General features: G+C 41.3%; 19 protein-coding genes and 4 tRNA genes. 7 read left to right on the top strand and 16 right to left on the bottom strand.

Going from position 1 to position 20,588, the window contains the following annotated elements:
• Position 1 precedes the first annotated feature (1 nt).
• Entirely contained in the window at positions 2–661 is a 660-nt protein-coding gene (locus PSH54_RS14110) for a hypothetical protein (protein ID WP_273606382.1), read from the top strand.
• 60 nt (positions 662–721) lie between these two features.
• Here the strand turns inward: PSH54_RS14110 and PSH54_RS14105 are convergent, their stop codons facing one another.
• The 14 genes from PSH54_RS14105 to PSH54_RS14040 all read right to left on the bottom strand — a co-directional run bounded on the left by PSH54_RS14105 (position 722) and on the right by PSH54_RS14040 (position 11,362).
• The gene (locus PSH54_RS14105) at positions 722–1,432 is read right to left on the bottom strand and encodes a GGDEF domain-containing protein (RefSeq protein WP_273606381.1); all 711 of its coding nucleotides are present in this window, start codon (positions 1,430–1,432) and stop codon (positions 722–724) included.
• Positions 1,383–1,916: a hypothetical protein gene (locus PSH54_RS14100; protein WP_273606380.1), complete on the bottom strand. Its 534-nt coding sequence runs from the start codon at positions 1,914–1,916 to the stop codon at positions 1,383–1,385. The genes PSH54_RS14105 and PSH54_RS14100 overlap by 50 nt, the downstream gene beginning before the upstream one ends.
• A gap of 3 nt (positions 1,917–1,919) precedes the next feature.
• Positions 1,920–2,552 carry an endonuclease III gene (gene nth, locus PSH54_RS14095; protein WP_273606379.1) on the bottom strand — a complete coding sequence of 211 codons (633 nt, stop codon included), beginning with the start codon at positions 2,550–2,552 and terminating at the stop codon, positions 1,920–1,922.
• A gap of 44 nt (positions 2,553–2,596) precedes the next feature.
• Positions 2,597–3,295 carry an electron transport complex subunit E gene (locus PSH54_RS14090; RefSeq protein WP_004589483.1) on the bottom strand — a complete coding sequence of 233 codons (699 nt, stop codon included), beginning with the start codon at positions 3,293–3,295 and terminating at the stop codon, positions 2,597–2,599.
• Positions 3,292–3,930, bottom strand: a complete 639-nt coding sequence (gene rsxG, locus PSH54_RS14085) for an electron transport complex subunit RsxG (RefSeq protein ID WP_004589482.1) — start codon at positions 3,928–3,930, stop codon at positions 3,292–3,294. Before rsxG ends, PSH54_RS14090 begins: the two co-directional genes overlap by 4 nt.
• Positions 3,927–4,985 (bottom strand): electron transport complex subunit RsxD, encoded by a 1,059-nt coding sequence (rsxD, locus tag PSH54_RS14080; RefSeq protein WP_064386453.1) that lies wholly within the window; start codon positions 4,983–4,985, stop codon positions 3,927–3,929. Before rsxD ends, rsxG begins: the two co-directional genes overlap by 4 nt.
• Positions 4,982–7,534, bottom strand: coding sequence for an electron transport complex subunit RsxC (rsxC, locus tag PSH54_RS14075; protein WP_273606378.1), 2,553 nt, complete (start codon positions 7,532–7,534; stop codon positions 4,982–4,984). Before rsxC ends, rsxD begins: the two co-directional genes overlap by 4 nt.
• Before the next feature lie 8 nt (positions 7,535–7,542).
• Positions 7,543–8,097 carry an electron transport complex subunit RsxB gene (rsxB, locus tag PSH54_RS14070; protein WP_273606377.1) on the bottom strand — a complete coding sequence of 185 codons (555 nt, stop codon included), beginning with the start codon at positions 8,095–8,097 and terminating at the stop codon, positions 7,543–7,545.
• Position 8,098: 1 nt separating this feature from the next.
• Positions 8,099–8,680, bottom strand: a complete 582-nt coding sequence (gene rsxA / locus PSH54_RS14065) for an electron transport complex subunit RsxA (protein WP_004589478.1) — start codon at positions 8,678–8,680, stop codon at positions 8,099–8,101.
• A gap of 214 nt (positions 8,681–8,894) precedes the next feature.
• A complete protein-coding gene (locus PSH54_RS14060; protein ID WP_024034192.1) occupies positions 8,895–10,838 on the bottom strand; it encodes an EAL domain-containing protein in 1,944 nt (647 codons plus the stop codon).
• A gap of 148 nt (positions 10,839–10,986) precedes the next feature.
• A tRNA-Asn gene (locus PSH54_RS14055) sits at positions 10,987–11,063 on the bottom strand.
• Positions 11,064–11,089: 26 nt separating this feature from the next.
• Positions 11,090–11,166: transfer RNA gene (locus PSH54_RS14050), tRNA-Asn, on the bottom strand.
• Between the two features lie 21 nt (positions 11,167–11,187).
• A tRNA-Asn gene (locus PSH54_RS14045) sits at positions 11,188–11,264 on the bottom strand.
• 21 nt (positions 11,265–11,285) lie between these two features.
• Positions 11,286–11,362: transfer RNA gene (locus PSH54_RS14040), tRNA-Asn, on the bottom strand.
• Between the two features lie 1,062 nt (positions 11,363–12,424).
• On the opposite strand from PSH54_RS14040, the gene PSH54_RS14035 reads away from it, so the two are divergent.
• The 5 genes from PSH54_RS14035 (at position 12,425) to PSH54_RS14015 (ending at position 18,707) form a co-directional block, all read left to right on the top strand.
• Positions 12,425–13,795, top strand: coding sequence for an MATE family efflux transporter (locus PSH54_RS14035; protein ID WP_273606376.1), 1,371 nt, complete (start codon positions 12,425–12,427; stop codon positions 13,793–13,795).
• 4 nt (positions 13,796–13,799) lie between these two features.
• Positions 13,800–15,794: an excinuclease ABC subunit UvrB gene (uvrB, locus tag PSH54_RS14030; RefSeq protein WP_273606375.1), complete on the top strand. Its 1,995-nt coding sequence runs from the start codon at positions 13,800–13,802 to the stop codon at positions 15,792–15,794.
• A complete protein-coding gene (locus PSH54_RS14025) occupies positions 15,795–16,748 on the top strand; it encodes a class I SAM-dependent methyltransferase (protein WP_273606374.1) in 954 nt (317 codons plus the stop codon).
• Between the two features lie 148 nt (positions 16,749–16,896).
• Positions 16,897–17,568 (top strand): tRNA (adenine(22)-N(1))-methyltransferase, encoded by a 672-nt coding sequence (locus tag PSH54_RS14020; RefSeq protein WP_273606373.1) that lies wholly within the window; start codon positions 16,897–16,899, stop codon positions 17,566–17,568.
• A 101-nt stretch (positions 17,569–17,669) separates the two neighbouring features.
• The gene (locus tag PSH54_RS14015) at positions 17,670–18,707 is read left to right on the top strand and encodes a hypothetical protein (protein ID WP_273606372.1); all 1,038 of its coding nucleotides are present in this window, start codon (positions 17,670–17,672) and stop codon (positions 18,705–18,707) included.
• On the opposite strand, the gene PSH54_RS14010 is transcribed toward PSH54_RS14015, so the two are convergent.
• Positions 18,704–18,946 carry a hypothetical protein gene (locus tag PSH54_RS14010; RefSeq protein ID WP_024034198.1) on the bottom strand — a complete coding sequence of 81 codons (243 nt, stop codon included), beginning with the start codon at positions 18,944–18,946 and terminating at the stop codon, positions 18,704–18,706. The genes PSH54_RS14015 and PSH54_RS14010 overlap by 4 nt on opposite strands.
• Positions 18,947–19,290: 344 nt before the next feature.
• Here PSH54_RS14010 and PSH54_RS14005 point away from each other — a divergent pair, with 344 nt between their 5' ends.
• Positions 19,291–19,740 (top strand): methyltransferase family protein, encoded by a 450-nt coding sequence (locus tag PSH54_RS14005; protein ID WP_004589470.1) that lies wholly within the window; start codon positions 19,291–19,293, stop codon positions 19,738–19,740.
• 100 nt (positions 19,741–19,840) lie between these two features.
• Here PSH54_RS14005 and queC read toward each other — a convergent pair whose 3' ends face one another.
• Entirely contained in the window at positions 19,841–20,497 is a 657-nt protein-coding gene (gene queC, locus PSH54_RS14000) for a 7-cyano-7-deazaguanine synthase QueC (protein WP_004589469.1), read from the bottom strand.
• Positions 20,498–20,588: the final 91 nt, after the last annotated feature.

Below are 20,588 nucleotides of genomic sequence, written 5' to 3'. Positions count from 1 at the left end.
AATGAATTTAGATAACATTAAAAACACATGGCAGCAGCAAAATAGTGTTAACGAATCGGTCATTACAATAAACCAATCACTGCTGAGCGAAACAAAAGTGAATAACCAAATGAAAGAGCTTAATACTATGAAGTGGGCACGTATTATTGAAAGCGCAGCCTTCTTTTTTATTATTGTTTTATTGGGGCAGTACATTGCAAATAACTTTAGTGTTTCAGCGCCTTCAATATCTGCGTTGATACTGAGTGTATTTTCCATTGCTGGCCTTGCAGGTAATATTGGCCAAATAGTGCATATTGCTAACATTGATTATGCAAAGCCAATTAGCCAACTTCAAAAAGACGTTTACCACCTTTGCTCACATAAATTACAACTAACTAAGTTGTTGCTTATGTCAGTTCCTTTTTATATGGCTTATGTGTTTATTGGCTTTGATGTGCTATTTGAAATTGACTTGTATGCACACCTAGAGCAACACATGGTTTGGATTTACAGCGTGTCATCGCTTCTACTTTTAATAATTACAAGCTGCGTCTTAGCTAAACTAAACTACACAAATATCGCAACTCCTTGGGTTAAACGCACCATTGCATTTATTGTCGGTGAGCGTTTAGTAAATATGGCGCAATTTATAAATAATATAGACTCGACAGACAGCTAAACGATTAGATGCCGGATTACTACAGTGCGACTAGAAGTGGATTAGCTAAGGCTTAATCTGTTAGTTATCAAATACGATAACTTGATTTTTACCAGCAGCCTTAGCTTTATATAATAGTTGGTCTGCGTTTTCATATAACCTTTCAAACTTAGAGAGTTTTGTATCACCTTTATCTACACCCGCACTAATTGTGACTCCTGTTAATTCAGGTGATATGTCATTTAAATTAAGGCTAGCAATGGCTAATACAAGCCTATGTGAAATCTTTTTTACGGTTTCAACATCATTGCTTGGAAAGAAAACTACAAACTCTTCTCCGCCATATCGTCCAACAATATCTTTTTCTCTAGTTTGAACTTTTAAAGCATGAGCGACCCTTTGAAGAACTTTATCACCAGCATTATGTCCAAATCGATCATTAATGAGTTTAAAGTTATCTATATCTGCAATGAGTAAAAAACCACTTTGTTTATCTAAGCGTGAAACTTGTTCATGAAAGCCTTTTCTATTTAACACTTTTGTCAGAGGGTCGATTAACGATTCATTAGTGATTGTTATATTAAGTCGTTTTAATTTTTTAATATGACGAATTGAGAAAAACAAAATGAGAATGAAAAGGCCAAGGTTAATAAACAGAATTATATTTAACCTAATATGATCAGCCGCTTTGCTTTGCCAATCAATTTCGCTTGCAAATGCAAAGCTACTAAATAAAGAAAGACTAAATAGTACTAATTTTAAAATATACATTTTTTGATAAGGTAAAAACACAAATTAGGCAACTTATAAACGAATGTAATAACAGGCCTTGAATGCCAATACTTAAATAGGGTCCAATCATCTTAGCATCAGATACATCTAGCAAAACACCCCATGAAACAACCAAGTATAAAAACCCAATTAAGAGTAATGATAAAGATATTGTTTCAGATTTTAATTTACTGACATACATAGAAAATAAAGCTATGAGAAGTAATGAGCCTAACGAAGATACAATAGTCATCGGCTCAAACCATAAACCAGGGGCCTCAATGAAAGAGTGATTTGCATTAGCTTCCCAAAACTCAGGAAAAGCCAAAACTTTTAGAATATCGACGTGTGAAAATATGAGCAAAAGTTCTTCAAATTTCACTCCTGCAACAGACTCGTTAAAAGCAATAAAGGTGATAAAGCCATTCGAGAGCCATATAAAAAACGCTGAAGTAATGGCTAAAAGCAAATTGTATAATTGTGATTTATTGCTATAGCTTTTCAATTATTAGTCCGTTTTTTCTTTAAACTCACACAAGTCTTCAATAATACAACTGCCGCATTTAGGCTTGCGTGCTACGCAGGTGTAGCGCCCGTGTAGTATTAACCAGTGGTGTACGTCTACTTTAAATTCTTTAGGAACAACCTTTTCAAGTTTTTGCTCAACGGCGACTACATCTTTGCCCATAGCAAATTTGGTGCGGTTTGAAACACGAAAAATATGCGTGTCTACGGCAATGGTTGGCCAGCCGAAAGCTGTGTTGAGCACGACATTTGCGGTTTTTCGGCCAACACCGGGTAGGGCTTCTAGAGCTTCGCGGTTCTCGGGAACAATGCCGTTATGTTGATCAACCAATATTTGGCACATTTTGTACACGTTTGCGGCTTTTGAATTAAACAAGCCAATGGTTTTTATATAATCGCGAAGCGCATCGTGGCCAATATCTAAAATGGCTTGTGGCGTATTAGCAACCGGAAATAATTTACGGGTGGCTTTATTTACCCCTACATCGGTGGCTTGTGCAGAGAGCGTAACGGCTACTAGTAGCTCAAATGGGCTTGAATATTCAAGCTCGGTTTCTGGGTGTGGGTTATCATCGCGTAGGCGCGAGAGTATTTGGTGACGTTTTTCTTTATTCATGCAACTTAAAACGCATTAGCTAATAGCGTTAATGCGTTTTCCCCTTAAGTTAAGCTAGTAACACGTGCGCGTGGGCCTTTTTCGGCTTCTGGCGGCGTTACTTGTTTTGATTTTATTTGTGCGTCAATAACATTTTTTGCTGCTATTAGCAGCCCAAGCCCTAAAAAGGCGCCGGGTGGTAAAATAGCGAGTAAAAACTGGCTATCGAAACTAAATATTTCCAAGCGTAGGCTTTGTGCCCATGGCCCTAGAAGCAAATCGGCTCCATCAAATAATGTACCTTGGCCTATCAGTTCGCGCATTGCACCGAGTACTAACAGTACGGCCATAAAGCCTAAGCCCATCATTAGGCCGTCGAATGCAGACAGGTGAACAGGGTTTTTAGAGGCATATGCCTCTGCACGGCCAATAATGGCGCAGTTAGTTACTATTAGTGGAATAAATATGCCTAATGATTGATACAAGCCAAAGGTGTACGCATTCATAAGTAGCTGAACTATGGTCACAAAGCCTGCAATAATCATGACAAATACCGGAATACGAATGTCTTTAGGCACCCAATTACGCACAACTGAAACAGTAATATTAGAGCCTACTAAAACTAATAAAGTAGCTAACCCTAGGCCGAGCGCGTTGGTTACAGTTGATGTAACAGCTAAAAGCGGGCATAAACCGAGTAGCTGTACTAGCGCGGGGTTATTAGCCCATACGCCTTCTTTGTATAAGGTTTTTAACTCACTCATTGGGTTACCTCTTGGCAAGCATTAGGCTGTTTAAAAATGGCGTCAAAGTTAGTTTTTGCAAATAATACGGCATTTTTTACCGAGCCTACCACGGCGCGAGGGGTAATTGTTGCGCCGGTAAATTGGTCAAACTGGCCACCATCCTTTTTTACCGCCCAACGGGCATCGTCTTCACTTTGAACCGTTAAATCGTTAAATGTAGTGATCCACAGCGACTTTTTAACTTCTACTTTATCGCCTAAGCCGGGCGTCTCTTCGTGCTTAGTAGTACGAACGCCGGCAATGGTGCCATCAGCAAGTACGGCGGTTAATAAGTTAATATCGCCACTGTAACCACTAGGTGTTATGTGTCTTATTACAAGTGCAACAGGTTGCTGATTTTTATAAGCGCGGTAAATAACTTGCTCGGGGTAAGGACCCAGTTGTTCATCGCTCATAATTACGCAATTTGTATTGAGCTGATTATCGTAGCTGCTTGGGTTTAATACCTCTTGTAATTGTGAGGTTAGTTGCAAGCGTTCTTGCTCGGCAATCTTATCGGCGGTAAAGGCATCAATTGAGGCAACTAAGCCTGTTGTTATCAGTGCAAAGGCGGTTAATATCGCGCCATTTTTAGCCATTGATGAAATAATCATTTTACTGCTCCGTGGCCATAAGTGCGTGGTTGGGTGTAGTAATCAATCAGCGGTACGGCAATATTAATTAATAATACACTAAAGGCTACCGCATCAGGGAAGCCACCAAAGGTGCGAATTAAATACACCAACAAGCCAATTAACGCACCATAAATTAAGCGCCCTTTATTGGTGGTTGCAGCCGAAACAGGATCGGTGGCGATAAAAAATGCGCCCATCATGGTTGCGCCACTTAATAAATGAAATACCATACCCGGCTCGGTACCCGGCGCGGCAATATAGCCAATGGCACTGCACAGCGCTAGTGAGCCTATAAAGCTTACTGGAATATGCCAGTTTATAATTTTAGCTTTTAATAGGTATAAACCACCGGCTAAAAAGCTTAGGTTAACCCATAGCCAACCAAGCCCAGCCCATTGAGAAAAAATCGGTTTTTGCATGCTTTCGCTAACAGTTAGACCATGAGCTACATCGGTTTTAACTGTATCAAGCGGGGTGGCCATGGTGAGGCCATCAACGCCGGCACGGACTTGATCAACACTAAAGCCCAGAGCGGTAAAATCAGTAAATATAAGGCGTAATTGGTCAATAAAGCCAATTGGGGCATTAAGTAAATCGGTAACGGGTAACCAAGCGGTCATTTGCACCGGAAACGAGACTAAAAGTAGTACGTATGCGGCCATTGCTGGGTTAAATAAGTTAAACCCAAGCCCACCATAAAGTTGCTTTACAATCACAATGGCAAATAAACAGCCAATAATAATGACCCACCAAGGCGCCAGCGGCGGAATACTCAGTGCTAACAGCACACCAGTAAGCCAAGCACTACCATCACTCAATGCAGGCCAAACAGGGCGTTTACGCATTAACATAATGGCTGCTTCAAATACGCTTACAGCAACAAGTGCCAGTACTAACTGAATAAGTACGCCAGTCCCAAAAAATACCACTTGCGCTATTAGCCCAGGAATACACGCAGCAATTACGGTTAGCATTAATCGCGTTAACGACTTATGGCTATGGTTGTGCGGCGAACTGGCCATGGTTAATTTCATGACTGATCATTTCCTTCTTTTTGTAACTTTTTAGCTTTGGCGCGCGCTATTGCGGCGGCCACGGCGGCTTTTTTCTTCTCTGCTGCAGTTTGCTCAGAGGCCGTTTTCTCAGAGTTTGAACCGCTGCTGGTTTGTGGCTCATTGCTGTGTTCAGGTGCGCTGTGTTCACTTGCTGCTGATTGCTCTGCTTCTTTAGCGGCTTTTTTTGCTTTAGCACGGGCAATAGCAGCAGCTACGGCCGCTTTTTTGTCATCAGCAGGAGAGCGTGTTTGTGAGTTTTCAGGCTCAACTTCACCTGTTTGCTCAGCAGCACTTGGCTCATCTGATTGCTGGGATTGCGCAGCCGCTTTAGCGGCTTTTTTAGCTTTAGCACGCGCAATAGCTGCAGCTACCGCTGCTTTTTTATCATCTGCGGCCGCGGGGGCTTCATCGCTTTGTGGCTCTGCATTTTGCTCAGCTTGCGCCGCTTTTTTAGCTTTAGCACGCGCAATAGCAGCAGCTACCGCAGCTTTTTTGTCATCAGCTGGGGCGGGCGCTTCATCGCTTTGTGGCTCTGCACTTTGCTCAGCTTTCGCCGCTTTTTTAGTTTTAGCACGGGCAATGGCAGCAGCTACCGCAGCTTTTTTGTCATCAGCTGGGGCGGGCGCTTCATCGCTTTGTAGCTCAGCATTTTGCTCAGCTTGCGCCGCTTTTTTCGCTTTAGCACGGGCAATAGCAGCAGCTACCGCTGCTTTTTTATCATCAGCTGGGGCGGTTGCTTCATCGTTTTGTGGCTCTGCACTTTGCTCAGCTTGCGCCGCTTTTTTCGCTTTAGCGCGGGCAATAGCAGCAGCTACGGCTGACTTTTTATCATCAGGTGTTGGTGATGACTCGCCCTCGGCAGCTTTTTGTTCTTTATATTTACGTGCTTTTTCTTTACGTAGTGCACGCTCTTTAGCTACTTCACTGTTATCTGGCTCTAGCTCTTCACCTTGCTGTTTTTTTGCTTTGGCGCGGGCAATTGCAGCGGCTACAGCTGATTTTTCATCGCCATCCGATGATTTGCTCTTAACGCGGGCAAGGGCATCGGCTACTTTTTGTTTTTCATCTGATGTTTTTGCCGCTGGTTTACGTTTATGGCGGTTTTGACGTTCTTGTTGCTCGCGCTCTAGGCGCTCTTTACGGGCGTCAAAACGCTCTTTTGCTCTATCGGCTTTAATTTTTTCGGCTTGCTGCTCTTTTATTTCTACTTTTGCTACGCGGTAATACTGCACCAATGGAATTTCGCTTGGGCATACATACGCACACGCGCCACATTCAATACAATCAAATAAGTTGTGCTCTTGTAATTTGTCGTATTCTTTTGATTTTGCAAACCATTGTAGTTGCTGTGGCAATAACGAAGCAGGGCAGGCATCTGCACAGGCACTACAACGTATACAAGCTTTTTCAGGGCCAGGCTCTGCCAGCTCTTTATGATCGGGGGCTAAAATACAGTTGGTGGTTTTAATTACCCCAATACGCACAGTCGGTAAGGTAAAGCCCATCATCGGCCCGCCCATTACAACGCGCTGCTGGGGTACGGGTGAAAAACCTTGGCAATCAAGCAGGTGCTTAACTTCGGTGCCTAATAGTGCCCATACATTACCTGCATTATGGATGGTGTTACCTGTCACTGTAACAACGCGTTCAATAAGCGGTTTACCTTCGTACACTGCCTGCTGCACAGCAAATAAAGTTCCTGTGTTGTGCACTAAAATACCAATATCGGCAGGAATACCGCCACTGGGTACTTCACGGTTTGTAAGTAATTTAATTAATTGTTTTTCGCCACCCGATGGATAAACAGTAGGCACCGTTTGAATAACAATATTGGCGTTGTGCTCTGCGGCAGTTTTCATAGCCGCTATGGCTTCGGGCTTATTATCTTCAATGCCAACAATACACAGTGTCGGGTTTAAAATTTGTTGCATTAGCTCAATGCCTTGCACTACTTGCTTGGCATGTTCACGCATTAACACATCGTCGGCTGTTATGTATGGTTCGCACTCAACAGCATTAACAATTAAAAACTCAATAGGTTGTTTTATATCGGCTTTTACATAAGTAGGAAAGCCTGCTCCACCCATACCACTTATACCTGCTTGATGAATTATATCGACTAATTCATCGTGGCTAAGCTCACTTGGGTTAGGTGTTGGGGTGAGTTCGCACCATTGATCTTTGCCATCAGGCTCAATAATAATACTTAGCTCAGGTAAAGCCGATGGATGCGCTGAAGGCATAGAAGCAATATCTGTTATGGTGCCAGAGCTGGGCGCATGTACAGGCACAGACCAATTCGCAACGGGGACGGTAAGTGCTTGGCCTTTTAATACCTGTTGGCCTTTTTCTACAATTAATTTACCGTTAGCACCAATGTGCTGTTTAATTGGTACAACTAACTTATCAGGTAGAGGAAGCCTAGCAATACGCGCACTGTTAGAGAGTGTTTTTTGTTGTGGTGGATGCACGCCGCCCGGGAATGCCCAAACAGTGCCTTTTTTAATTTGTTCAAGTAACTTTTCCACTCAAACCTCTAATCTATTTGCGTGACAGGAATAGCATCAAGTTGCCATTTCCAGTTTTGTTTTGTTTCGGCTATAGGCAGCATATCAATGCAATCTACAGGGCAGGGCTCTACACATAAATCGCAGCCGGTACATTCTTCTATTAGTACAGTGTGCATTTGGCGTGTAGCACCGACAATGGCATCCACAGGGCATGCCTGAATACACTTAGTACAGCCTATGCACTCGTCTTCGCGAATATAGGCCACTGTTTTTATCGGCTCTGCTTGTTCGCCACCGGCAAGCGGTTTAGGCTCTACGCCCATTAAATCGGCTAGCTTTTTAACCGTTGCTTCTCCGCCTGGTGGGCATTTATTAATTTCATCCCCGTTGGCAATTGCCTCAGCGTAGGGGCGACAGCCCGGATAGCCACACTGGCCACACTGGGTTTGCGGTAAAATGGTATCTATTTGCTCAACAATTGGGTCGCCTTCTACACGAAAGCGAATAGCTGCAAAGCCTAAAATAAGTCCAAAAACAAGCGCTAGCGAGCCAAGCGCTATCAAGGCATACATTAAGGTCATATTAAAACTTCACTAATCCGGTAAATCCCATAAACGCCATCGACATTAAGCCGGCGGTGATCATGGCTATTGAGGCGCCTTTAAACGGGGTAGGAACATCTGCAGCAGCAAGGCGTTCGCGCAGCGCTGCAAATAATACAAGTACTAATGAAAAGCCAACGGCTGCGCCAAAACCATACACGGCCGATTGTAAAAAGGTGTGATCTTCTTTTATGTTAAGAAGCGCAACACCTAATACCGCACAGTTAGTAGTGATCAGCGGTAAAAATATACCCAGTAAACGGTATAAAGTCGGGCTAGTTTTACGCACAACCATTTCGGTAAATTGCACCACAACGGCAATCACTAAAATAAAGCTCATGGTGCGTAAAAATTCGATATCTAGCGGCGCTAAAATATATTGATTAACTAAATAGCTTGTAACAGAGGCAAGAGTAAGCACAAACGTGGTTGCTAAAGACATACCAATAGCGGTATCAAGCTTGCCTGATACACCCATAAATGGACATAAGCCTAAAAATTGTACTAATACAAAGTTATTAACTAGAACGGTTCCAATCAATAACAAGACATATTCTGTCATGTGTGCCTCGCGCTATTAAAATCCTGTGTATTATCCTTTTTTCTGCCCCGATAAACAACATATGCGAGTCGTTATCAGTTAAATAAACACAGTAAAATAATTAAGCGATCACAAAGCTGTAAAATTTATGTGATTTTAAAGTAAGCGAAAAATTAAACAGCTAAACGCAAAAAAGAGCACATGTGCTCTTTTTTACTTTAATTAAGGAGAGGTGCTAAATATCTTTAGGTTTTTCTATGTAATAACCTTGTACGCCGTCTAGGCAAAGCGTTTCTACTATGTGTTTTTCTTCTTGGCTTTCAACGCCCTCTGCAAACACACTCACACCAATGCGGTGGGCTAAATCAACCATTAGGCGCATAAAGTATTGATTGTTTTTATCATCCTCTAGGCCGCGGGTGTAACTTGCATCCATTTTAATAAAGTCTGGTTTTAAATCACGGAAAAACTTAAACGACGTTAGTCCTACACCAAAGCGTTCAACCGTTACGCGGGCACCTACGCGATGCACCATATCAATAAAACGTTTACTGGCTTTAATATTTTGCTGTAGGCCAAACTCACTTACTTCAAATACTAATTTAGAGGCTATATGCGTATCTTTTAATAAGCGGCGCTCTAACCAAATAACAAATTGATCGTTATGTGCACTTGAGGCGGTTACATTCAGGCCAAAAAACTTTTCAGAGAGGTTACGGCTTTTAATTTTTTCAAGTGATGAGTCAATAATTAAGCGGTCAATTTCTATGGCCATATCGAGTTTTTCAGCCATGGCTAAAAACGAGGCCGTAGGAAGCACTTGGTTATCTTCGGTTTTAAAGCGCACTTGTATCTCTGCATACGCCTTAATGCTTTTACCCAGCGGCATAATATTTTGCATTACTAAGTGAACACGTTTTGATTCAATCACTTCGTTAATCACTTTACGCCAGTTTTGGTTACCAAACCCTGCACTTACATTATTAACTAAATCGGTTTCGCGCTGCACATGCCATGCATTTACTTGCTTAGATTGCGCCATGCTCATTGCGTTATCGACAACCGATAATAGCTCACCCAGCGGTTTGCCTTTTTCGTAGCCCACAATACCTGTGTTAGCCACAGAGCTTAGCTCTTGGTTTTGTTGATATTGAGTAAAGCGCGATTGCAGGTTTTCACCAAAACGCTCTGCTTCTTTAAGTGGGGTATTAGGTAGTACAATGGCAAAGTCTGAGCTATTTAGCCTAAATACTTGGCTGCCGGTGTAAGTGCCGCTTATATGCTTAATTATATCCGCCACACCTTTAACGTAGTCATCACCTTTTTGGTAGCCACGGCTTTGGTTTATAGTTTGCAGCTCACTACAGCGTACAAGCGCTAACGATCCAAACGTACTGCGCTCACTGTTTTCGATGTGTTTTTCGTAATATTCAACAAACATATTACGGTTACCTAATTCGGTAATTACATCTTTATAGGCTTCTTGTTTGATACTTAGGGCAGCGTTTTGAATATCATCATTTTTATTTTTTAAAAAATGCGAAAGGCGATTAAAGCTCGGGACTAAATCTTTACCTAGCTTTTTCATTTTACTGGCATCAAGTGCGGTGTCTAAGTCGTCGCCAATTTGATTTTGGTTAATGTAAATGTCTATTACATCGGCTACGGTCATGCTGATATTTTTATTTAAGCTAAGAAAAATAGACTTCATTAATATGATAGGAATAATCACTAAAAAGGCAGAAATAAATATAACTATAAATAACGAGGTTTGTAGCTGCTGCGCTAAACGTTCAATGTTGAGGGTAAATTCTACTTTTATATCTGCAGCGTCGTTAACGGCAAACTGTGGGCGAACCGAATTAAAGCTAGATTGAATAAATTCAGCAAACATGGGCAGCTGGGTAGGGGAGTTAACTGAAAATACCTCAGCCCCTTGGTAGTCTCTTAGTATAAAGCTTGAAAACGTTTTACCATCGCCAATCGCTTTTTTTATACTTTCAGGCGAAAGCTCATCACTTGTTAAGCTGTTAATGTAACGTGTTACGCTGGTTTGCGCTGAAGTTTGTGCTTCACTTACTGCATTATTAAAGCTTACAGATATGAAGTAGCTTCCAGCCGCAACACATACAAGCCAAGACAGGATTTGTATAAAAATAAGTTTTTTAAAGCCAGCCATGTTATCAATCTTTTAATAGTTCAAAAGGAAAGGAATCAGGTCCTTGATCATTCAACTAATAGCAACACATTAGAATAGATATTATGTTTTAGTTATAAAGCAGAAGAGTAGTGGAAAATTACTGAAATGTCTATGAAATTCTTATGATTGGCTCCCCCTCCCCGACTCGAACGGGGGACCTGCGGATTAACAGTCCGTCGCTCTAACCAACTGAGCTAAGGGGGAACAAATAGAGATGTCATTTTATGATTTGGCTCCCCCTCCCCGACTCGAACGGGGGACCTGCGGATTAACAGTCCGTCGCTCTAACCAACTGAGCTAAGGGGGAACTACATCATAAACATAAACTTGGCTCCCCCTCCCCGACTCGAACGGGGGACCTGCGGATTAACAGTCCGTCGCTCTAACCAACTGAGCTAAGGGGGAATCGTTTATGATTGAAAAACTTGGCTCCCCCTCCCCGACTCGAACGGGGGACCTGCGGATTAACAGTCCGTCGCTCTAACCAACTGAGCTAAGGGGGAAGCGTCATGCCTTTCAACGGGGCGAAATATTAATGATGGAGCCGCAAAGTGTCAACATATAAAAGTCATAAATTTAAAAAAGAAGTTTATTCGTTGTTTTTATGTTCGATCTGCGCATTTTATAACTCTATTTATGCAAAACACGGCGGTAAATCTCTATTTAGACTCACACCAATGTGAAAAAAACATCGCCGATAAAATAGCCATTGTTTAATTTATGTGTAAAAAATACCGCTGAGACAAAATTTATCGCGGCAAATCAGTAAATTTGTATTTAACCTGGTTGTCATAAAACCGAGTATAAATTTAGCTAGCAGATCTTTTTAAAAAATCCAGTAGGGTAGTTTTTTCGTATTACGGTATTTAAGAGGGGTTAAACTAATAAAGCCGTGGCTGAAAACTTTATTTTAAAAAGCTGTACAAAAACAAAACAATCAATAAGTTGCTAAATATTTGCGTTAACTAATTAAGTCACTTATAGCTGTATTAGGCACAAAGATTTGGCTTAGCTTAATTTTTTGTTTGCAAGCATCGATAAGTTTTTAACTTTAACTTTGAGCAAAGGTTGGACCTGAGCTGAATTTTAGCCAGCGCGCAAGCCTTTATAAATGCGGGCTCAGCTGAGTTATCCACGGTTTCTGTGGATAACTCTGTTTATGAAACTTTAAGAACACTGTCCCGACCAGAGTTTTAGGGCGCTACAACGATTTCAAGCTTTTAAAACGATTTTTTTATTACTATAAAAAACATAGGGTTATAAATGCATGCCGAATTACCATGCAACGATGAGTAAATTAATTCGTTACGATAAAGATTAATACCGCGCTGTGTAAAAATTCAGCGAATTTGCAGGGTTAAATGTTAAAAAAGTAATAAAAATGTTCACTTATTGTTTTTTGGCGCTCTAAGGGCGTATTTGTGCACAAATGCTTAAAAATTCAACTTTAGCTATTTTTTTAATTGTTGCTTTATTATTAGTATGAAATCCATTGATAAATCCGTGGCTTGAATTGCTATGATGCTTTAAAATGGCTCGCTCAGTAAAAGAGGCTTATTTATTCCATGCGCGAAACTTCACATTCTCAATCACGCCCAGATTTACTTAACGATCCCATCTTGCCTACATTGAAAAAAATGACCATCCCGATGATATTTGGCATGGTCACGCTAATGATGTTCAATATAGTCGATACATTTTTTATCAGTATGTTGGGCACAGAGCCCCTTGCGGCGGTAAGCTTTACGTTTCCGGTAACCTTTACGGTAATAAGCCTAGCCATAGGTTTAGGTATTGGTACATCTGCGGTAATAGCGAAAGCCTTAGGCTGTAATAAAATAGAAGAGGCGCGTTTTGATGCCAGTGTGTCGCTTATTGTGGCGCTACTATTAGTTATTTTACTTTCGTTTGTTGGATATTTACTAATCGACCCAATATTCACTTTATTAGGGGCCGGACAATTAGTGCTGCCACTTATTCATGAATATATGAATATTTGGTTTATTGGCAGCGTATTTTTAATTACCCCCATGATAGGTAATTCGGTATTACGAGCCAGTGGCGATACTAAAACACCCAGTATAGTAATGGGTGGGGCAGGGCTGATTAATGCCATACTCGATCCTATTTTGATATTTGGCTGGGGCCCAGTACCGGCATTAGGCATTCAAGGGGCCGCTATTGCCAGTGTTATTGCCTGGGGCGTAGCGGTTATCATTATTTTATATGTGCTGGGTGTTAAAAAGCGGCTATTAAGCTTAAAAGCCGGTAATCAAACTGCGGCCAGTGCAATTAAAAAAGTACTTAAAATAGGTTTACCCGCAGCGGGGGCTAACATGCTTACCCCAGTAGCAATGGCAGTGATGACCGCACTCGTTGCCAATCATGGGCCCGAAGCGGTTGCCGCTTTTGGTGTGGGCAGCCGTATTGAATCAATTGCCAGTATTTTAGTGCTGGCCTTATCGATGACATTGCCTCCTTTTGTTAGCCAAAACTTTGGGGCGGGTAAATTAGGCCGCGTAAAAGAGGCGTACATTGGTACGCTTAAATTTGTGATGATATGGCAATTTGCTATTTATATTTTACTCATTGCGCTGTCAGGGGTAATAAGCCAATTATTTGGTAAAGAACAAGCTGTAATCGATGTTATTAAGCTCTTTATATACACCATACCGCTAAGTTATGGTTTTCAAGGGGTGATCATTTTATCAAATTCATCGTTTAATGCTTTACACAAACCTATGAATGCATTGTTTTTAAGTATTATTCGTTTGTTTGTTTTTTACCTGCCTTTTGCTTATGTAGGCAGTATGCTAGGTGGCTTGATTGGTTTATTTATTGGCGCTGCAATCGGTAATGTATTCACAGGGTTAGTCGCGTACAAATGGTTTGTAAAAGAGCTAGATGCAATATGCAGTAACACGGTAACGGAGTAAATGAATGAGTGATCACTTTGAGCTAAAGTCACAATTTAAACCCGCGGGCGATCAACCCACAGCGATTAAACAGCTTGAAGAAGGCTTAGAAGCCGGGCTTGCGCATCAAACCTTACTCGGTGCCACAGGTACAGGTAAAACATTTACCATGGCCAATATTATTAGCGATTTAAATCGCCCAACAATAATAATGGCGCATAATAAAACACTAGCCGCGCAGTTGTATGGAGAAATGAAAGAGTTTTTTCCTAATAATGCAGTTGAGTATTTTGTATCTTACTACGATTACTACCAGCCAGAAGCCTACGTGGTTGCCAGCGATACGTTTATAGAAAAAGACGCCTCTATTAATGAGCACATAGAGCAAATGCGTTTAAGTGCTACTAAGGCATTGCTTGAGCGCCGCGATACCATAATAGTGGCCTCTGTGTCGGCTATTTATGGTTTGGGCGACCCCGACTCATACATGAAAATGATGCTGCTTTTAAAAGTAGGCGAACAGGTTGACCAACGCGATATGCTGCGCCGTTTAGCTGAGCTGCAATATACCCGTAACGACATTGACTTTAGCCGTGGTACTTACCGTGTACGTGGCGAAGTTGTTGATATATTTCCTGCCGAGTCAGACACCTATGCAGTACGCGTAGAAATGTTTGATGACGAAATAGAGCGCCTTAGTATTTTTGATCCTCTTACCGGTGCGGTAGAAAAACACATAGTTCGTGCCACTATTTACCCTAAAACGCACTATGTAACGCCACGCGAAAAAATTCTTGATGCCATAGAAAAAATAAAAGCCGAGCTTAAAGAACGCAGAGCGCAATTATTAAGTGCCAATAAATTAGTAGAAGAGCAGCGCATAGCGCAGCGTACACAATACGACATAGAAATGATGACCGAGCTTGGTTATTGCTCGGGCATAGAAAACTACAGCCGTTATTTGTCGGGGCGTACACCGGGCGATCCACCACCAACATTACTCGATTATCTTCCTGATGATGCATTGATGATCATCGATGAATCGCACGTAACTGTATCGCAAATAGGTGCCATGTATAAAGGCGATAGAAGCCGTAAAGAAAACCTAGTTGAATATGGCTTTAGAATGCCATCGGCGATGGATAACCGCCCATTGCGCTTTGAAGAATTTGAAGCCATAGCACCGCAAACGATTTATGTATCGGCAACGCCGGGTGATTTTGAGTTAGAGCGCAGCGCAGGCGAAGTAGCAGAGCAAGTTATACGCCCAACAGGCCTGTTAGACCCAGAAATAGAAATACGCCCAGTAGGCACTCAAGTAGATGATTTACTTTCAGAAATTTATAAATGTGTAGAAAAAGGTGAGCGAGTACTGGTAACTACGCTTACCAAGCGCATGTCGGAAGATTTAACCGATTACTTAAGCGAGCACAACGTAAAAGTGCGCTACCTGCACTCAGACATAGACACCGTAGAGCGCGTTGAAATAATTCGTGATTTACGCGCCGGTGTGTTTGATGTGTTAGTAGGTATTAACTTATTAAGAGAAGGCCTAGATATGCCAGAAGTGGCGCTAGTTGCCATTTTAGATGCAGATAAAGAAGGCTTTTTACGCTCGGCACGTTCGCTTATTCAAACTATTGGCCGTGCTGCACGTCACCTTGATGGGCGCGCCATTTTATACGCCGACAAAGTAACTAAATCGATGGAAAAAGCGATTAGTGAAACGCAGCGCCGTCGTGAAAAACAGCATGCCTACAACATAGAGCACGGCATTGAGCCGCAAGCCTTGGTTAAAAAGATCACCGATATTATGGATGTGGGCGAAGAAGCCGCACCACAAGATAACCTTAAGCTGGTACGTAAAGAGTCTAAAAAAATACTCAGTGCGAAAGAAATTGCCACACAAATTAAACAGCTTGAAAGCAAAATGCATGCTTATGCCAGCGATCTTGAATTTGAAAAAGCCGCGTCTGTACGCGACGAAATACACGAACTACAACAACAGTTGATTAACTAAATGACACCCGATTTTTCGCCCCTAATAAGCGCGCTTGAAGATGCGCCATTACTACAAAACGAACTATGCCGCGTATTTCATGGCCGCGGCCATAGCGTGGCATCGCTAAGCCATATTAATTTAGACTTTTATCCGCCAAGCTTGTTTTTAATTTCGTACGATGAAATTGACGAAGCCACGTTAAATACACTGACCAGCACCCTTTGGGGGTGGGCGCAGCAGCATCACCCTGAATTAATATCTGCATTGGTGTATCAACAGCGCGCGGGTGTACAAAGCAGTAATCGTTTAGTGCATGGTAATCTTCCCTCGCCACATGTGGTAAAAGAAAACGGCATTGGTTTTTTAGTGGATTTAACAAGCCGCCAAAACACCGGGATATTCCCCGATATGCGAAGTGGCCGTGAGTTTGTCTCTGCCAATAGTAAACATGCAAAAGTACTTAATTTGTTTTCATACACGTGTGGTTTTTCGCTTGCGGCAATGCAAGGCGGGGCCGATCATGTTATGAACATGGATATGAGCAAAGGCGTACTTAAAGTAGGTAAGCAAAACCACCAACTTAATGGTTTTGAGCGCGGAGTGAGTTTTTTACCGCACGATATTTTAAAGTCGTTTGGTAAATTAAAAAAAGCAGCACCGTTTGATTTAATTATTGTAGACCCACCAAGCTTTCAAAAGGGCAGCTTTATTCTAACTAAAGATTACCAAAAGGTGCTGCGCAGATTGCCCGAACTACTGTGCGATACCACACAGCTTTTATTATGCGCTAATAGCCCAGAGCTTAGCGAAGATGCGTTTAAAGCTTTAATAAACGAGCACACCCAAGGAGCAATAGAATTTGTTGAGCGCCTTGCACCAACGGCCCGTTTTGTAGAAGTAGACAGCAATAAAAGCTTAAAAGCGTTAGTGTATAAAACGGCGCATACCGCAACTTATACCAACTCGCAATAATACTTAATCATTTTAAGGGGCTAAACGTGTCGCTATCTGTGTTAAAAAACTCTCATTTAGAACAACTAAATAGCGAATTTTTTGCCTAGCTATCAACACGTTTTTCCAGCCTCAAAATAGATCACTTAATTAAGCTAATTGGTATTAAATGAAACTGAGTAAGCGTTTAAACGCAATTAATGCGTTAATTACTAACCCCGTTGATGTTATTTGGGATTGCTGCTGCGATCATGGTTACTTAGGCATTGCACTATTAAAGCGCCGCGCTGCAAAACAGGTTAATTTTGTCGATGTGGTAGATAAAATAATGGCCGAGCTGAGCGAGCACCTTACAAATATTAGCCAAACACTGCCAAGTAATGCGCAATATAAAGTACATTGCCAAGATGTAAGAGAAATAAAGCTCGTTCCAAATGCGTTAAATACTGTAGTTATTGCAGGTGTTGGCGGCGAGCTGTTACTAAAACTTGTTACTGGCATTATTAAAAACAATTGCGTGGCATCTGTAGCAAGCACCCGCTTTATAGTTTGCCCTATACACCATACTTATCATTTGCGCAGTGGTTTAGCCAAATTAGGCTTTGGCCTTGAAAGCGAGCAATTAATCACTGAAAACAACCGCTATTATGAGCTTATAGAGGTAAGTCAACGTAGCACAGCGTTGCTCACATCTACCGGTAACAGCATGTGGGATTTAAATAATGCATCGCACAAGCAATACCTTAAACAGTTACTCACTCATTATAATAAAATGCTTAATAAAGATGAGCTTTATTATCAAAAAGTTATAACAGATTATAAAAAGCTCAGCGACGCTTAAAAATGGCTTATTTAGCGCTAATAGTGTGATCTAATGCAAGGCGCAAAAACGTAACATTAACATAGATTATATCGCCTTGAGCGAGTTTATTTGGTTTATGTATGTCAGATAAAAAAAGTCGCATTGAGCCGCTGCTCAGTGCAGAGCAAAAATGGCAAAACAGTTACGAGCAGCCAATTTCGTATGCTCCATTAGTGCAACTTGCTAATAACAGCTGGATAGTTCCACAGCACTTTTTACGCTATAAACACACCTTACAAAGCGTTAATCAAGTACTAGAAAATATTAATTTTTCAGCGCACTTTAGAGTGCTTGCTGCACAAAAAGATCAGCAACTTTATTTACAAGTTGCCGTACTCAGCCCCGATAATTACAAAACCAGTAGTTACGCGGGTGAGGGCACAGCAAAAAAATTACTGTTTGGCAGGCGCTGGATAGTAGAGGAAAACTTACCAACCTCCGAGCTTATTCAAACAGCGTTTTTAGCGCTTAAAATAGCGCGAGAGCATGAAGTAAGAGAGCTGTTTCAACTTACTCACAGCAATAATACCACCAGCACGCCATTTAATAATCATCATGATTTACCGGTTATGGCACAAAATGCAGAGCTTGTTATTACACACGCGGCGCAGGGCAATGAGCAACATTGCACAATTGAGCAGCTATTAAAACGGGTAGTATTTGCAGGTGCTAAGGTATCGCTAAGTGCTATGCAGCAACTAAGCTCGCAGCAGTGGTTATACATCTTAAAATTACATTGCGACACTTGTCAGCTTACAGAATTTAATAATAAAACCTTTGCATTTTTAACCAGTGATAGCAGCGCAAATAGCTTTTTACATGGCTTTATTAATGCCCTGGTTGATATTAGTAATGAGTATGTGAGTGAGCAATTTAAATACCAAGGGTTTTCCCGATTTAGTAAACACAATTGCATAGAAAAAATAGGTGCACTTAGTGTGGCAATGCGCTCGCCAAAAGTGTTGGGGCTGTGCTCACTTGGCAAGCAACATGCTAATAAGCTTAATTTTGAAATTGATAGTTCGCGTGCGCCACAAGGTTGCGGCCAAGCTATAGATGGGTTTTTAGCTGCCCACGGTATAGAGCAGCCAGAAAATGCACATTTATATCGTTTTTAAAGGCGGTTAATTTCTTCTTTTGTGGTGTAGCTTGAGTCTGTCACTATGGCCTCAAGCGTTTGCACGCGCTCTTTTAAAGCAACTACTTGCGCACTTACCTCGGCCAGTTGTTTATTTGCATCTTGGTTGCTATCTTGCATTTTGTGTTTAAATTCAAGGTGCTTTTTGTACATATCGTAAATAACTCCAGAGCCAACCGATATAAGCACAATAAGTACTATCATTGTAGTGCCTGACATAACCACTTCCTTTTTATAGTTTTAACTGTTGCATAAAGTATAACCATATTTACCAGCGGTTAAACCTGACAATTGTAACTTTATTTGTCGATTGCAGCGTGGAGTTGTGTTCATCATTGATACACCTGCGTTATTGTTTAATAACTAATGGCGTAATTAATAAGTCTATTTGAGATTAAACCGTGTGACTTTAAAGCCAACATTTTTATTGTGTTGCTTTGATCAGCAGTTTTAACGCGCTCTATGCCAGCGTTAACCTTGTATTTAATTGTGTATTAATGCAAACGGGTATAGTGTTTACAGACTTATAGAACTTTATTTTATAATCAATACAGTGAGTTGCTATGTTAAATAATAAAATACCTCCGGTTATTGTCGTGCTCGTTTTTGCAGGCATTATGGCGTTAATAGCGCATTACAGTGTGATTGATTTTACAGCGTTTATTGCCTACTTAGCAGCAAGCTTAGTCATTATAGGGTGCGCATTTTGTATAGCCGCAGTGGTAAGCTTTAAACTTGCACGCACCACAGTTAATCCAAATAAGCCCGAGCAAGCATCAAAGTTGGTAACCAGTGGTGTATATAAAATTTCACGTAATCCTATGTATGTAGGCTTTGCGTTTATTTTAGCTGGCTGGGGTATTTGGCTTAGTTCGCTGTGGGCACTTTTATGTGTTGCTGGGTTTATTGCTTATTTAACGTTTTTTCAAATAATTCCTGAGGAGCGGGCGCTTAGCAAATTATTTGGCCAAGAATTCACAGAGTATAAAAACAAAGTAAAACGCTGGTTGTAATTTACAAGCAAATACAAAAAAGGCTATCGAGATGATAGCCTTTTTGCGTTCAGCGCTAATAAATTAACCGTGCTTTCACTGAAAACCCCGTAACTAGCGGTTATTCGTACTCGATTGGATCAGTGACGTTATTAAGCGAAAATGCCTCTAAACGTTCTTGGCAGGCGCCACATTTACCACAGGCTTTTTCGCGTCCGTTATAACAAGTCCATGTTTGGCTGTAGTCTAAGCCCATTTTTATGCCATCGGTTAAAATATCAATTTTTGTGTTATTTAGGTATGGGCTAAAAATTTCTACAGCGTCGTAATTAGCAATACGACATACATCATCCATTTTTTGCACAAATTCAGGACGGCAATCAGGGTAAATAGCATGATCCCCCGAATGCGCGCCATAATATACTTTGCTCGCTTTTAAAGACACAGCGTAACCAACCGCGAGCGAAAGCAAAATCATATTACGATTAGGCACTATGGTGCTTTTCATGCTTTCTTCTTCGTAATGACCTTCTGGTACATCAATATCATCAGTCAGTGATGAGCCACCAATAAGCTGGTTAATAGCTGATATATCTACAATTTTATGCGGAACATTAAGTTTTTCACACACGTTTGCAGCCACTTCAAGCTCTTTAACATGACGCTGACCATAGTCAAATGAAAGGGCATAAACATCATGGCCTTGTTGTAAGGCTTTATTTAATACGGTAAACGAATCCATACCGCCGGAATAAATAACAACTACTTTTTGCGTCATATCTGGATTGCTCTTTAGTTTTAATAGAGGTTTATATCAGGGCGCGATATACTACACGGCCGCAGCTTAAATAACAATTTTTGGGCAGCGC

The organism is Pseudoalteromonas sp. Angola-30, assembly GCF_028599215.1.
Taxonomy (GTDB): domain Bacteria; phylum Pseudomonadota; class Gammaproteobacteria; order Enterobacterales; family Alteromonadaceae; genus Pseudoalteromonas; species Pseudoalteromonas atlantica.
Note: the sequence above shows the minus strand (reverse complement) of the source record. Positions and strands in the feature narration are given on the sequence as shown.

Bases quoted from the DNA above. Each gene is read 5' to 3' on its own strand.
- queC (WP_004589469.1), bottom strand. From the start codon at position 20,497: ATGACGCAAAAAGTAGTTGTTATTTATTCCGGCGGTATGGATTCGTTT.
- PSH54_RS14020 (WP_273606373.1), top strand. From the start codon at position 16,897: ATGAAACTGAGTAAGCGTTTAAACGCAATTAATGCGTTAATTACTAAC.
- uvrB (WP_273606375.1), top strand. From the start codon at position 13,800: ATGAGTGATCACTTTGAGCTAAAGTCACAATTTAAACCCGCGGGCGAT.
- rsxG (WP_004589482.1), bottom strand. From the start codon at position 3,930: ATGATTATTTCATCAATGGCTAAAAATGGCGCGATATTAACCGCCTTT.
- PSH54_RS14015 (WP_273606372.1), top strand. From the start codon at position 17,670: ATGTCAGATAAAAAAAGTCGCATTGAGCCGCTGCTCAGTGCAGAGCAA.
- PSH54_RS14060 (WP_024034192.1), bottom strand. From the start codon at position 10,838: ATGGCTGGCTTTAAAAAACTTATTTTTATACAAATCCTGTCTTGGCTT.
- rsxD (WP_064386453.1), bottom strand. From the start codon at position 4,985: ATGAAATTAACCATGGCCAGTTCGCCGCACAACCATAGCCATAAGTCG.
- PSH54_RS14110 (WP_273606382.1), top strand. From the start codon at position 2: ATGAATTTAGATAACATTAAAAACACATGGCAGCAGCAAAATAGTGTT.
- PSH54_RS14010 (WP_024034198.1), bottom strand. From the start codon at position 18,946: ATGTCAGGCACTACAATGATAGTACTTATTGTGCTTATATCGGTTGGC.
- rsxB (WP_273606377.1), bottom strand. From the start codon at position 8,097: ATGACCTTAATGTATGCCTTGATAGCGCTTGGCTCGCTAGCGCTTGTT.
- nth (WP_273606379.1), bottom strand. From the start codon at position 2,552: ATGAATAAAGAAAAACGTCACCAAATACTCTCGCGCCTACGCGATGAT.
- rsxA (WP_004589478.1), bottom strand. From the start codon at position 8,680: ATGACAGAATATGTCTTGTTATTGATTGGAACCGTTCTAGTTAATAAC.
- PSH54_RS14090 (WP_004589483.1), bottom strand. From the start codon at position 3,295: ATGAGTGAGTTAAAAACCTTATACAAAGAAGGCGTATGGGCTAATAAC.
- PSH54_RS14035 (WP_273606376.1), top strand. From the start codon at position 12,425: ATGCGCGAAACTTCACATTCTCAATCACGCCCAGATTTACTTAACGAT.
- PSH54_RS14025 (WP_273606374.1), top strand. From the start codon at position 15,795: ATGACACCCGATTTTTCGCCCCTAATAAGCGCGCTTGAAGATGCGCCA.
- PSH54_RS14005 (WP_004589470.1), top strand. From the start codon at position 19,291: ATGTTAAATAATAAAATACCTCCGGTTATTGTCGTGCTCGTTTTTGCA.